Genomic DNA, 13,414 nt, shown 5'->3' with positions numbered 1-13,414 from the left:
AGAAACCGATTTGTTGTCCACAGATTTCCGTCTACCTCTGGCGTTTCGTCCCGCACGCCCTCACTCTGGGTAGTGGACAACGGAGTTCGGGCGGACGTGCGGGCAGCGCGTCGTGACAGACGGGGGCAGCGCATGGACGCTGTGCGGCTCATCGTGACGAGCAGACGGGCCCTGGCGGGGAGCGGCGGCGCGCCGGAGACGATGACGGAGGTGTGGCAGGCGCAGGCTCTCGCACAGGCGATAGGCAGCCGCCTCGCGGTCAGCGGCCCACCCGAACTGCGGGGCGAGGCACTGGGGTTGACCGAGCTGGCGGGCCGCGGCTGCGGCGTACTGGACACCCCGCACCTCGCCACCGAGGACCTGCGCGCGGCCCAGCTCACCGACCTGGGCGACGCCCGTCAGGCCCTGCTCTGCCTCGGCGGCCTCCTGGGCGAGGTGGGCATCGCGCTTGTGGGTCTCGCCTGCGCCGCGGACGAGGAGGGCACCTACTGGCAGTGCATGGAGGCCATCGACGCGGCGGACGAATCCAGGGACCGGGTGCGGGAGATGCTGCGCAGACTCGCGGACCGGGAGGAGGCGTTACCGGAGAAGGAGGCGGGTTAGGGCCCTTCTGATGGATCTCCGCGGCGTCGCGGCGTTCGGCACGCACGCTCACCGCACGGCGTGGAGGGCCAGGTGGCTCCGCCACCTGACCCTCCACGCCGCACGCCGATCGCACGCACCGAACGCCGCTCCTTCTTCCACGGAGATCCATCAGAAGGGCCCTAGCGGCCGGGACCTCGGCCGACCTCACCCTCCTGTGTGCCGCGCCCCGCCGACTGCAGGTCCGCGTCCAGTGCCGACAGGTCCGCGTTCAGCGCCGCCATCAGCTCCTCCATCTGCTGCAGCAATCCCTTCGGCCGGCCGGCGCCCCCGCCCTGCTGCGGAACGGACTCTTCGGACATGACGGCCTCCTCGGCCCCAGGCCCCGCGGGGAGGCCATGTGGGTGACACTCCGGCGACGACAGGCCGGTGCGGGCGCCGGGCGGTCCGGCTCCGCACGAGCAACGATCACTACCGGGCCGGGTCACTGGGGCGAGAGCGCCCCGGGCGCGGCGTTGACGGATTTTCACCCGACCGAGGACGGGAGTGGTCGGGGGGACCAGTGGGGTTGACCGGCACCCGGGCGTGCAGGATGGAGGCATGGATCTTCGCATCTTCACCGAGCCCCAGCAGGGGGCCTCCTACGACACGTTGCTCGCCGTGGCGAAGGCCACCGAGGACCTCGGCTTCGACGCATTCTTCCGTTCCGACCACTATCTCCGTATGGGCTCCGCGGACGGCCTGCCCGGCCCCACCGACGCCTGGCTCACCCTGGCCGGCCTGGCCCGTGAGACCAGGCGCATCCGCCTCGGCACCCTGATGACCGCCGGCACCTTCCGCCTGCCCGGCGTGCTCGCCATCCAGGTCGCGCAGGTCGACCAGATGTCCGGCGGCCGTGTCGAACTGGGCCTCGGCGCAGGCTGGTTCGAGGAGGAGCACAAGGCGTACGGCATCCCGTTCCCGAAGGAGAAGTTCGGCCGTCTCGAGGAGCAGCTCGAGATCGTCACGGGCCTGTGGCAGACGAAGATCGGCGAGACCTTCGACTTCCACGGAAAGTTCTACGACCTCACCGACTCGCCCGCGCTGCCCAAGCCCGCCCAGGACAGGATCCCGGTCCTGATCGGCGGCCACGGCGCGACCCGCACCCCGCGCCTGGCAGCACGCTTCGCGGACGAGTTCAACATGCCGTTCGCCTCGATCGAGGACAGCGAGCGCCAGTTCGCCCGGGTCCGCGCCGCCGCCGAGGAGGCCGGCCGGGCGCCCGGCGACCTCACCTACTCCAACGCCCTGGTCGTCTGCGTCGGCAAGGACGACCAGGAGGTCGCCCGCCGCGCCGCCGCGATCGGCCGCGAGGTCGACGAACTGAAGGAAAACGGCCTGGCGGGCACCCCGTCCGAGGTCGTCGACAAGATCGGCCGCTACGCGGAGATCGGCTCCCGCCGCTTCTACCTCCAGGTCCTCGACCTCACCGACCTGGACCACCTGGAACAGATCTCCTCCGAGGTCCAGTCGCAGTTGTCGTAACCACGAAGCGCCGAGGCCCCCAGGATCACCACCCTGGGGGCTTTCGCACGTACGGCGACCCAATCCGGCCACCCGCCCGCAGAGGTTCTCCGCAGCAGGAACTCATGACCGGCTATCGCGCCGCCACGGGTGCGGAGTGGAGTTCGCGAACCAGCTGCGGGGTGAGCAACTCGCCTGCGCGGTCGGCGAGTACGGCCATTTCGTAGCCGACCAGGCCGACGTCGCAGCCCTCGGCGGCCAGGACGCCGAGGCAGCTTCCGTCGCGGATGCGGCCGACCATGAGGAAGCCTCCGAGCATTTCGATCATGACGAGTTTCATGCCGCGGAAGCCGTGTGTCGTCGCCGCGTTCTGAGCGAGGCTGGTGATGCCGGAGACGACGGCGGCGAGGTGGTCGGCGCGATCGCGGCCGAGGCTGTCCGAGGCGGCCATGAGCAGGCCGTCGGAGGAGACGGCGACGGCGTCGGTGACACCGTCGGCGGTGCGTACGAACTCCGAGATGAGCCAGCCGAAACTCTGGACGGCGGTGGTCACGATGACGCTCCTTGAGTGGTTCGGGCTTCGGCGCGAGCGATCCCTGCTCGGAAACCGTTGAGCAGCGAGGACACGGCGGGCCTGGCGGGCGGAGGTGCGGCGGAGGGGCTCTCGGCGGGGGCGAGCAGGCGCCCGGGGAGGGCGAGGAGCGCGGACACGCCGCCGCCGGCGGTGTCGAAGAGGTGGACCTGGGTGCCTTCGCCGAGGCGGTGGGCCAGGCGCCCGACGACGAGGTGGCCGAGGAACCGGGTGGGCGCGGCGAGGAGGGCCTCCTCCCCGGAGCCGGAGAACCGGGCGTGGGCGCGCTCCTTGTCGGCTTCGGACATGCCGACGCCGTGGTCGACGACGGCGAAGCAGTACGTGTCGTCCTCGGTGTCGTACCAGCCGTGCACCTCGACGGGTTCGGCCGGCGGCGAGAAGGTCAGCCCGTTCTCGATGAGTTCGGCGAGGAGATGGGCGACATCGGCGACGGCGTGCCCACGCACCCGCACCGGCTCCACGGCCGCGATCAGCACCCGCGGGTACTGCTCCACCTCGGCGACGGCGGACTGGACGACTTCCAGTCCGTCGGCCGGTGCCGCCGTCGGCCGCGGTGGATTCTGCCCGGCCAGGACCAGCAGGTTCTCGGCGTTGCGCCGCATACGGGTGGCGAGGTGGTCGAGCTCGAAGAGTTCGGCGAGGGCGTCCGGGTCGAGTTCCTGCCGTTCCAGGCGGGTGATGAGGCCGAGTTGGCGGCGCACGAGGTTCTGGTTGCGGCGGCCGAGATTGGCGAGCGATTCGGTGGTGTTGCGGCGCAGGCCGGCCTGTTGGGCGGCCAGGTGGAGGGCGGTGTGTTCCACCTGGTGCAGGGAAGCCGCGACCGCGGCGATCTCCGCCGTACCGCCCAGCCGTTGCGCATCGGGGGTGTCCGGGGCGTCGTCCGCCGGCGGGAGGAGCTCCGCCTGGTCCTGCAGAGACTGCTGGATACGGGCGACGGTCGCGGGCAGCCGGTGCCGCGCCACGTCGTGGGCGGCCTCGGCGAGCGCGCGGAGCGGGCGGGTGAGGGAACGGGAGGCGAAAGCGGCGAGGCCGGCGACGAGCGCGGCCATGAGCGCTCCCGCGACGAGGTAGGCGGCGAGGTCCGTCTCGGCGTCGTGGCTGAGCCGGTCGGCCCGGTCCCGCACAGCGTCACCGACCGACTGCTGGACGGCGTACAGATCGTCGACGAGCACGGTCATCGCGGTCCACCAGGTGCCGGCGTCGGCACGCAGCGCGGAGCCGTCGGCGGCGTCCTCCGCCCGACGTTCGTAGGCGGTGGCGCGTTGGGCGTCCTCGGTCGCGAAGGCCTTCTTCAGGGCCGCGCGCTGGGGTGCGGTGGCGAGCTGCCGGAAGCGCGCCAGGGCGGCGACGCGGGTGGCGCGGACCTCGGTGAAGGTGAGGTACTCACGGCCGTGGAAGGCTCCTTCGGCGAACACGCCGTTGAGGAGCCCGCGTTCGAGGGCGACGGACTCCTTGGCCGCGGCCAGCTCCCTCAGCGCCGCGAGCCCGTCGCTCAGTCGACCGTCGGCGCGCGTCGCGGTCCGCGCCACCGGGTCGACGGCGTTCAGGGCGTCGACGGCGGTGGTGAAGAAGGTGAGCGTCGCGGCCCGGTCGGCGCTTCCCCGGTCGGCAGCAGCGCGGATGCCGGCGAGACGTCCCAGACGCTTGCGGACGACGCCCTCGACGGCGCTCTCGCCGCGCATCGAGCGCAGCGCCGTGTCGACGCGCGTGCGCGTGGCGGTCAGCGGCGTGCGGAACTCCTTCTCACCGCCCAACAGGCCGTTGGTCAGGCCCCGTTCGCGTTGCAGCTGGTGCACCAGGGCCTGGACCCGCAGGCTGAGTCCGACCTCGGCGCGGGTCGTCCGGGCGTCGCCGAGGGCCTCGGCCCGGCCGTTCACGGCGAGACCGGCGACCGCCAGCAGCAGGCAGATCGGAACCGTGATGACCACCGCCACCCGGCCCCTGATACTGCGCCAGCCGGGCATCGGCCGTACTGGCTGCCACCGCTCCCACACCCTCATGTGTCACGACGCTAGTCCGACCGTCGCGCCGGGCGGTTTCCGGTCTGTTAGGCCGTGTGGGAGGTTCAGTTGCGTGGCGCTCACACCGGGGGCCGGGAGACTGTGACCGCGCTCGTCGGGATCGGCGCGGTTCGGCTCCCGGCACGTCACTTGGAGAGTTCGCCGTCGGCCCGGACCGCGAACCAGGTGCCGCCGATGCCCTGGCCGAGGGTGTCGCCGGGGTTCTCGTCGCCGGTGTACCAGTAGAGCGGCCAGCAGTTGAGCGAGAGCTGCTTTTCGCCGTCCGGACGGGTGTAGGTGCTGATCAGCTTGGACTTGATGCCCTTGAGGTTCTGCACGTCCACGGGCTCGGCCGGCTTCCACAGCTTCAGGCAGTCGCCCTGGCAGTTGGACCTCATGGGCCAGGCGGTGTCCTTGGTGAAGCGGTAGAGGGTACGGCCCTTGCCGTCCCGGACGATGTCGCCGAGCTTCGGGTCGGCCACCGTGGAGAGCGCGGGCAGCTTCTCCGTTCGGCCGGCCCGCTTTCCGTCGGGTGCCGTGGCGAACCAGGTCCCGCCGACGCTCTGCCCATTGGCCTGGCGTGGCTGGGTGTCCTGCGTGTAGCGGTACATCGGTCGGCCGGCCACGGTGAGTTGCCTGGTGCCGTCGGGCCGGGTGACCGAGCCGAGCAGCGCGGAGTCGATGCCCTGTCCCGCTGTGGCCCCGTCCGCGGGGACCGGTGGCCAGACCGCGGCGCAGTCGCCCGTGCAGGTGGAGGCCGGTGGTGAGGCCGTGTCGTCGTCGAACCGGTACAGGGTGAATCCGGCGCCGTCGGTCACGACCGGGCCCAGTTCGGCGCTCTGCCAGACGCTCAGCCGGCCCGCCTGGGTGGGCTGGGCCCCGGCGTCCTGGACGGTGGTCGCGGCCGCGGCCGCGACCGCGGCGTTCGCCTCAGAGGCCGGAACCTGTGAACTCCCGCACGCGGCCGTCGACATGACCGCCGCCAACGTCAACGCGACCGGAACGTAGGTGAATGCGCGCATGGCTGTACCTCGACTCTGTTCGGGTAAGGGGTTCGTTCGGGTGCGGAACCGCCCCGGCCGCCGGGGAGGAGGTCGACCGGCCGCCGGGGCGGAGACAGGGGTGTTTCGCTTGTTACGACAGGTCAGACGCGGCCGGTGCCCGCACCGGCGAGCGTCTGCGTGGGCACGATCACCTGCAGGCCGAGCACGCCCAGGTCCACGGTGCCGTCGGACTCGGCGTACCACCGCCAGTGCGCTCCGGGGACGTCGCCGACCGTGAGCACGATCCAGCCGCCGGCGTCGGGTGCGGACAGGTCCGCCAGCGCGCGTGCCTCGTCGGCGGTCGGCGGGTCCAGGAGTACGACGAACCCGGTGACCTCACCGGTCCGGGCCGCACCGCGCACCAGCCCGACCCCCAACTCCTCGGCGCAGTTGAGCACTTCCTCGGGCGCCCGGCCCTTCACCTCGGACACCGAGCGCACCCGTACCAGGCCGTTGAGTCCGGGCAGGGCGCTCGCGCTCGGGTCCACCGAGACCACCACCGTGCGCTGCCGGGGGAGTTCGAGCAGACCTCGCACCAGCGCCGCCACGGTGTCCTGGGCGACCGTCAGATCACCGGTGACGCTCAGCGCGCCGTTGATCTGGCCGAGGTCGACCATGACCTGCGCGTCGCGCTCGCTCACGCCCACCCGGGCCAGGTGCGGCAGGGCGAGCCCCAGGTCGGCCGAGGGATCGCCCTCGATGACCGAGGGCAGTCCCGTGCGCTCCCAGCGGGTCGGGGCGACGGCGGTCCACGGCGCCGGGGCCCGGTCGGTGCCCGAGACCGAGGCGAGCAGCTTGGTGGGCTCCGCCAGCACGCTGTAGACCCGGACGGAACGGGCCGTCTCCGAGGTGTTCGCGGGGACGATCTCGCGCAGCGCCTGACGGACCACCACGGGCGTACGGGTGTCCGCCGCAAGCCGCCTGGCCAGGGCGCCCCGGCGACGCCGGCGCAGGGCGAGCGCCATGCCGCGCGGCAGCCGCGGGCGCAGGACCCGGCCCGCCCGGGCCACCCCGGAACCGGTGGCCCGGGCGGCCCGGCCGAGCGGGCGGCGCGCGACGATCACCACGGTCAGCGCGGTGACGCCGGCGATGCCGCCGACCAGTGCGGGGAGGGGAACCTTGTTGCCGACGGCCGCGAACGGACCGCTCGCCGCGCCCGAGGCCTTGGTCGCCGTCGCCGTCGGCGCCGCGCTGGGCGTGGCCGCGGTCTGCCCGGACCCGGTGGTGGTCTTCGCCTGCGGCAGCACACCGACCTGGACACCGGCGCCGGTCGCGTCCTCGGGGAGGGCCAGCGCGAACCCGGGGGTCAGCTGGTCCGGGCTGACGAACACCGAACCGTCCGGCAGCACCCGGCCGCTGTTCAGCACCAGGATCTCCTCGAACCGGTTGCCGTCGCCGAGGGTGCGCTGCGCGATGTCGAACAGCGTGTCGGGCTTGCCGCCGTTGTCCTTCGGATCCTTGACGACGTAGAACTTCGTCACGTCCGCGGCCAACAGCACCTGACTGCCCGCCTGTTGAGGCACCGCCGCATGGGCGGGCGTGGGCAGCGCCAGCCAGGTGACGAGCGCGAGTGAGCACACCGCCATCGCCTGTGCCGTTCTGCGCTGAACGTCCGTGCGCCGTACCCGAGTTGTGGTCGCCCGTGTGCCCGCCGCTGGTGCGTCTCGCATCTTTCTCGTCCTCCTCCGTCAGGGCCGTCGACGCGCCGCTGCGAGCGCGTCGGCCGTCACACGGGCGGGGCGGGCGGCCGGTTCAAACGTTCTGAACCGTTCCGCGGCGACGCGCGTGCTCTGGGCGCCGAACGAACGAGAAGCGGGGAGGCGTTGAGATGGCACGACGGCACACCACCGGCTGGGAGATCCTGGGGTTCGCGAGCGACCCCACCCCCGGCGATCCGGAGCGGATCCGGACGCTGGCCAAGACCTACCAGGAACTCGGTGACGGGGCAGGTGAGGCCGTCGACCTGCTCAGCGACGGCGGAGCGATCCGGCAGGGCCAGGGCAAGGCGATGGACGCCCTGCGGGAACGGATCAACAAGGACCTGCCGGGGATGCTGGTGAAGACCCGGGACTCCTTCCGGGACGCCGCCGAGGCCTACACGACGTACGCCGACACCCTGACGAACGCCCAGGAGATGCTGGACCGGGCGATCGACGAGGGGCAGGAGGTGGCGGACACCGCGAAGACCGACGTACCGGCACTGGCCGCGGACGCCACCCCGGACCAGGTCGACGCGCACAACAGTCAGCAGGGCCAGGTCGACCAGGCCAAGAACCGGCTGTCGGCGGCCGAGGCGCTCGGCCGTGACGCGGAGCGGCTGCGGGAGGACGGCTCACGTCGGGCCTCGGTCGTCCTGGACGACGCGGCACGGGAGGCGATCGCGGAGCGGGGCTTCTTCAAGAAGATCGGCGACTTCCTCGCGGACAACCCGTTCATCGAGATCATCGCGGGCATCATCGTCGGCATCATCGCGGTCTTCCTGCCCGTCGTGGGCGTGCTGCTGGGCGCGCTCCTGCTGGGCCTCTCGGTGATCCGGATGGTCTCGCAGGGCAAGATCGACGTGGGCGATCTGGTCATCGGCATCCTGACCCTGGTGCCCGGCGGTGTGCTGCTCGGCGCGCTGGGCAAGGTCGGCGGGGCGGTGGCCAAACTGGCGAAACTCGCCCCGGCGCTGGCCAAGTTGGGCAAGGGTGCCGGGACCGTCTCGGCCGCCCTGACGAAGATCGTCCAGGGCTCGACGCTGGTCCGCAAGGTCATCAACCCGCTGGGCAAGGGCCTGGTGGGGCTCAGCGCGAAACCGGGGCTTGCCCTCGCCGGCAAGGTGGCGCTCGACGTGGGCACCGAGTTCACGCTCGGCTTCGCGGCGGCCGGTATCACGGCGGCGGCCGACGGCAAGAAGTTCGACCTGGGACCCGCCGCCATCGGCTCGCTCATCGGTGCAGCCTCGGGCGGTGTGCTCTCGGTCTTCGGCGGCACGAAGTTCGCCAACAGCATCAAGGACGCCTTCACCACCAAGGGCAAGTTCAAGAGCAACATCGACAAGGCGTTCTCCAAGGGGAGCCTCGGCATCGTCGACGGCAAGTTCAAACCGAGCGGCATCCTGCACGTGGACGGCAAGGGGCAGCCGCAGAAGACGGGCTTCCACGGCATTAACGGCTCGACCAGCTCGGACCCGGCCGACGGTGTGCTCAAGACCAAGGTGACCACGCCGGACGGGACCAAGACCGAGGCGAAGATCGACCCGGGCGGGCCCAAGGCGGACCCGGTGGGCGGCACCGACCTGCCCTTCGCCAACGACAATCCGACCGCCACGAAGACCACCACCCCCGACGGCTTCACCTCGGAGACCAAGGACGGCGCGAACACCATCAAGTCGCCGGACGGGGACAAGATCTCCTCGAACGGTACGACGACCAAGATCGAGACCCCGCTGACCGGTCCCGGCAAGCTCGAGAACGGCATCAACACGGTCGGCGGCGAGTTCGGGCCGGGCATCAACGAGCACTTCGGGGTCGGCGCCGACAAGCCCACGATCAGTACGGAGCTGACGCCGAACGGCGAGTTCAAGACGTCCGGTTCCTTCGGCAACGTCAACCACCAGGGCGGTGTCACCACCATCAGCACGCCCAGTGTGGACGGCGCCGGTCCGAGGCCGCAGTTCCATGTGAACGGCCACGAGATCTCCACGCCCGGCGGTGTGGGCGCGACCAACGGCCCGGGCTTCTCCGGGGTGCACGGTCCCGGCCTCTCCGTCAACAACCAGAACGGCACCCACTCGGTCTTCAACACCGCGCACCCCGGGGACGGCGCCGCGCCGCTCGTGACCCACAACCCGGGCAACGGCACCATCGGCGTGGACCTGGGCAACCACACCACGATCAACGCGGACGCGGGCCACTTCGACCACGGTGTGACGCTGCCCAGTGGCACCCAGACCTCGATCGACGCCGGCGGCACCATCCACGTCGACAACGGCGGCCCGGGCGGCCAGGGCGTCACGGTGCCGCCCACGCACACCAACAACCCTGTCACCGTCACCGACGGCGCCACCACGACGACCCTGCCCGGAGGCGGCGGCGCGACCATCACCACGCCGGGCGGGCACACCACCACCCTCGGCGACAACGGCTTCACGGTGAACACCGGCGGCCCGAACCCGGACACCGTGCAGTTCCACGGCGACAACGGCACGCTCGACGTGACGCCGGCCGGCGGACACCCGCCGGTGACGGTGACCCCGAACGGCGACGTCTCGGTCGGCGGTCTCAAGACCGACCACACGGGCGGCGGTTCGGTCACGGACGGTACCCACTCGGTGGAGTTCTCACCGGACAACGTCACGTTCAAGGGGCCGGAGGGCAAGGGCTTCAACGTCAGTCCCAACGGCCGTTTCAACGTCGACGGCATCCACCAGACACCGGACGGGGTCATCACCTCCGGCTCGACCACGCTGAACAAGGACGGCTCCGCGGCCATCGCGCACAACGGCCAGGAGTTCAAGGTCGACCCGGACGGCCGGATCACGGTCACCCCGGGCCCCGGCAACACCGGCGTCCAGGGCGCCCCGCAGCCCACTCCCGGCAACCCGGTCACCCTGGGCAACACCACCATCAGCGTGGACGGGGGCGGCCACCACACCGTCACCGTCACCGGCAACAACGGCACGACGGCCTCCGTGACGAACGGCACCACGACGGTCAACCACGGCCCGTTCCAGGTCAGTCACGGCCCGAACGGCATCAACGGTGGTACCACCGGCGCCAACCCGATCCAGGTCAGCCACGGCACCGACGGCATCTCCACGGTCTCGCACGGCGGCACCACCGTGAGCACCGGCGCCAACGCCCCCACCACGGTCGGCAACCACGGCACCGGGCAGCCGCCCGCGGTCACTGTCACCCCGCCGAAGGGGGGCGCCCCGACGCAGGTCACCACCGACGGCAGCACTTCCACCCTGACAAAGAACGGCGCCCAGACCGACGTGGGCGGCAGCAACGTCGCGAACGGCACCGTCAACAACGACGGCTCCGTCTCCACGACCGCCCCGGCGGGCCCCAACACCACGGTCGGCCACGGCCCGAACGGCACGGTCGCCACGGACAACGGCGGCACCTTCGGCGTCGACAACAACGGCACCGTCGCAGACGGCCCGATCACCGTTCACCCGGCCACCGAAGGCAACACCCCCGTCGCGACCATCGCCAACACCGGAGACGGCGGAGCCCAGGCGACGCTGGGCCCGAACGGCATCGACTCGCAAGGCGTCTCCACCACGGTGAACGGCAACGGAGACGTCGTCTTCACCCACCAGCCGGACGGCAACGGACTGCCCACCAGCGCCACGGTGAGCCCCGACGGCGGTCTCACCGCGCAGGGACCCGACGGCTCCATCGCCAACGTTCCGTCGGGCATCACCCAACACCCCAACGGCGCGACCCAGCTCAACCCGGCCGACACGACCGTCATCAACACGCACGGCAACACCATCACCTCGAACGGGCAGACCATCACCCACTCCGACGGCGGCTTCACCACCACCATCACCGACGGTCCGAACGGCCCGGTGACCGCCACCGTCCACGAGGGGTCCGGCATCGGGCACAGCGTCGACAGCAATGGCCAGGCCACCGTCCACAACTCGCCGAGCGGCGCCGACATCAGCGGCACCAACAGCCAGGTCAACGTCACCACCCCGCAGCAGGAGGGCTGGGGCCTGTTCGGCAAGCCCGGGATGACGGGTGGTCAGAACACGCTGTCCAACGGCCCGAACGGCCCCACCATCACCACCCACGGCGCCGACCCGATCCACGAGCCCGGCAGCACGGTCACCCACAACGACAACCCGGGCCACGAGGGCGAGTTCACCACCACCTACGGACCGGCCCAGGGCACCTTCGGCCCCGGCGGCGTCCACGAACTCGGGCCCTCCGGAACCCATGTGGACCCCAACACCGGCGCACCCATCGACACCGCGGGCAACCCGATCGGCAACGGACCCGGGCAGACCCCGATCAGCACGATCCACGGCGACGGCGCGAGCGGCGTCACCGTCACCACGCCGGGCGGCGGCCCGACCGTGCACCACGAGGGCTTCTTCGGCGGCAAGACCACCGTCGACACCGGCAACGTCACCGTCACCAAGACCCCCGGCGGCCAGGAGAACGCGGGCACCGCCGGCCAGAAGTCCGGTGTGGTCGACGGCCCGCACAACCCGATCAACCCCCAGGACGCCCCGGGCCCCGAGACCTTCAAGGTCGGCGGCAACAACGGCGGCCCCAGCGTGGACGTCCCGGTCGGCGGCGACAAGTCCACCGTGCGCGGCGGCGGCTTCGACGTGACCTCGAAGGGCCAGGGCACCTTCGAGGTCTCCCCGCCCGGCGGTGGCAACGGCCCGGCCGACACGGTCACCATCGGCAAGGACGGCACGCTGACGGGGCCCGGCGTCAACACACCGACCCTCCCCCCGGGACACCAGGGACCGGTCCAGCCCCCGCACGCCGCGCTCAGCAACGGCACGACCGTCTACGGTCCGCACGCCCCGGGCGCGGCTCCCACCGTCGTCCCGCCCGGTGGCAACGGCCCGACCAGCACCTTCAACAACGGCACGGCGACCACGACCGACCCCGGCAACGGCGTGACCATCACCCAACACCCGGACGGCAACGCCACGTTCAACAGCAACGCCGGCGGTGAGAACACCACCCTCAACGTCGGTGGCAACGGCGTGGACGGCACCGTCACCAAGACCGGCCAGGGCGGCAACCAGACCAACTTCGGCGTCGACGTCGGCGACAGCGGCGCCGCCAAGGTCAAGGACGGAACCGGCAACACCGTCACCGACGTGGACGCGGCGGGCTCCGTCAACGAGCAGCACTCACCGGTCCACGAGTACTACTCCCACACCAGCGGCCCCACCTCGGTCACCGAGCTGCGCGAGTACGGCTACGAGGCCGTCACCGGCGTCCTCAAGGGCGTCTTCAACTCGGGCATCAGCGCCGCCTACCAGATCGGCGCCAACGGCGCCGACCCGATGACCACCCTGGAGAACGCGGGCATCCGGCTCGGCAACGGCGTGGGCAGCTCGCTCGCCGGCACGAAGCTGGAGAACTCCTACATCTTCAAGACCAAGGGCCCGGAGACGGCCGTCTCCAGCCTGCCCACAAAGGTGCTCGGCGGCCTGAACAACAACGCCGACGTCGACTTCGCGCATTCGAACGACGAAAAGCCCGTCACCCTCTGAACCACTTCCGCGCGCCCCACGTGTGTATGGCGCCGGACCAAGAAAAGCCACCGAAGAAACCCGCACCGCGGCGAATTACCTATCAAGAAACGGGAGAATTCCAATGGCCGACTACATCGTCAACGACGAGAAGACCTCCGCGACCGCCTCCAGCACCATGAACGAGTACGACACCGCCGTGGCCCAGCTGGAGAAGATCAAGCGGGACCTGGACGCGCTGACCGAGGACGGTTACAACACCCCCGCCGCCAAGACCAAGTTCAAGCCCTTCGTCGAGGACTTCTCCAAGGGCTACCGCTCGGTCGTCGAGGGCCTGACGGGCATCTCCAAGTACGTGGACGGCGTCGGCAAGGGCTTCAACCAGCTCGACTCCGACATGGGCAACAGCCTCTCCAAGTAGGCCCGTTCACTCACGCCGGCCGGGCCGGGCCACCACGGTCCGGTCCGGCCGGCC

The 13,414-nt window shown here is 71.2% G+C and carries 9 protein-coding genes; 4 read left to right on the top strand and 5 right to left on the bottom strand.

All coding sequences use genetic code 11. The features are described 5' to 3' along the window. The first annotated feature begins 132 nt into the window (after positions 1 to 132). Positions 133 to 603 carry a DUF6099 family protein gene (locus OG303_RS14555; RefSeq protein WP_405868596.1) on the top strand — a complete coding sequence of 157 codons (471 nt, stop codon included), beginning with the start codon at positions 133 to 135 and terminating at the stop codon, positions 601 to 603. Positions 604 to 764: 161 nt separating this feature from the next. On the opposite strand, the gene OG303_RS14550 is transcribed toward OG303_RS14555, so the two are convergent. Beyond that, entirely contained in the window at positions 765 to 944 is a 180-nt protein-coding gene (locus OG303_RS14550; RefSeq protein ID WP_405868594.1) for a hypothetical protein, read from the bottom strand. Between the two features lie 238 nt (positions 945 to 1,182). Between OG303_RS14550 and OG303_RS14545 the strand changes: the two genes are divergently transcribed. Then, positions 1,183 to 2,106 (top strand): LLM class F420-dependent oxidoreductase, encoded by a 924-nt coding sequence (locus tag OG303_RS14545; RefSeq protein ID WP_405868592.1) that lies wholly within the window; start codon positions 1,183 to 1,185, stop codon positions 2,104 to 2,106. Positions 2,107 to 2,218: 112 nt separating this feature from the next. Here the strand turns inward: OG303_RS14545 and OG303_RS14540 are convergent, their stop codons facing one another. The 4 genes from OG303_RS14540 to OG303_RS14525 all read right to left on the bottom strand — a co-directional run bounded on the left by OG303_RS14540 (position 2,219) and on the right by OG303_RS14525 (position 7,390). Next, the gene (locus OG303_RS14540) at positions 2,219 to 2,638 is read right to left on the bottom strand and encodes a roadblock/LC7 domain-containing protein (protein WP_405868590.1); all 420 of its coding nucleotides are present in this window, start codon (positions 2,636 to 2,638) and stop codon (positions 2,219 to 2,221) included. Next, on the bottom strand, positions 2,635 to 4,611 hold the full coding sequence (locus OG303_RS14535; RefSeq protein ID WP_405868589.1) for a nitrate- and nitrite sensing domain-containing protein: 1,977 nt from the start codon (positions 4,609 to 4,611) through the stop codon (positions 2,635 to 2,637). The genes OG303_RS14540 and OG303_RS14535 overlap by 4 nt, the downstream gene beginning before the upstream one ends. 212 nt (positions 4,612 to 4,823) lie before the next feature. After that, positions 4,824 to 5,699 carry an SCO0930 family lipoprotein gene (locus OG303_RS14530; RefSeq protein ID WP_405868587.1) on the bottom strand — a complete coding sequence of 292 codons (876 nt, stop codon included), beginning with the start codon at positions 5,697 to 5,699 and terminating at the stop codon, positions 4,824 to 4,826. Between the two features lie 122 nt (positions 5,700 to 5,821). Next, positions 5,822 to 7,390, bottom strand: a complete 1,569-nt coding sequence (locus OG303_RS14525) for a hypothetical protein (RefSeq protein WP_405868585.1) — start codon at positions 7,388 to 7,390, stop codon at positions 5,822 to 5,824. Between the two features lie 158 nt (positions 7,391 to 7,548). Here OG303_RS14525 and OG303_RS14520 point away from each other — a divergent pair, with 158 nt between their 5' ends. Then, entirely contained in the window at positions 7,549 to 12,960 is a 5,412-nt protein-coding gene (locus tag OG303_RS14520; protein ID WP_405868583.1) for a hypothetical protein, read from the top strand. Between the two features lie 103 nt (positions 12,961 to 13,063). Then, positions 13,064 to 13,360, top strand: coding sequence for a WXG100 family type VII secretion target (locus OG303_RS14515; protein WP_361260604.1), 297 nt, complete (start codon positions 13,064 to 13,066; stop codon positions 13,358 to 13,360). Positions 13,361 to 13,414: the final 54 nt, after the last annotated feature.

Origin of the sequence: Streptomyces sp. NBC_00005 (assembly GCF_045160215.1) — a bacterium.
Taxonomy (GTDB): Bacteria; Actinomycetota; Actinomycetes; order Streptomycetales; family Streptomycetaceae; genus Streptomyces.
This window is presented reverse-complemented; position numbering and strand designations above follow the sequence as displayed.

Coding starts and splice junctions, on each gene's coding strand:
- OG303_RS14555 (WP_405868596.1), top strand. CDS start 133: ATGGACGCTGTGCGGCTCATCGTGACGAGCAGACGGGCCCTGGCGGGG.
- OG303_RS14550 (WP_405868594.1), bottom strand. CDS start 944: ATGTCCGAAGAGTCCGTTCCGCAGCAGGGCGGGGGCGCCGGCCGGCCG.
- OG303_RS14545 (WP_405868592.1), top strand. CDS start 1,183: ATGGATCTTCGCATCTTCACCGAGCCCCAGCAGGGGGCCTCCTACGAC.
- OG303_RS14530 (WP_405868587.1), bottom strand. CDS start 5,699: ATGCGCGCATTCACCTACGTTCCGGTCGCGTTGACGTTGGCGGCGGTC.
- OG303_RS14525 (WP_405868585.1), bottom strand. CDS start 7,390: ATGCGAGACGCACCAGCGGCGGGCACACGGGCGACCACAACTCGGGTA.
- OG303_RS14520 (WP_405868583.1), top strand. CDS start 7,549: ATGGCACGACGGCACACCACCGGCTGGGAGATCCTGGGGTTCGCGAGC.
- OG303_RS14515 (WP_361260604.1), top strand. CDS start 13,064: ATGGCCGACTACATCGTCAACGACGAGAAGACCTCCGCGACCGCCTCC.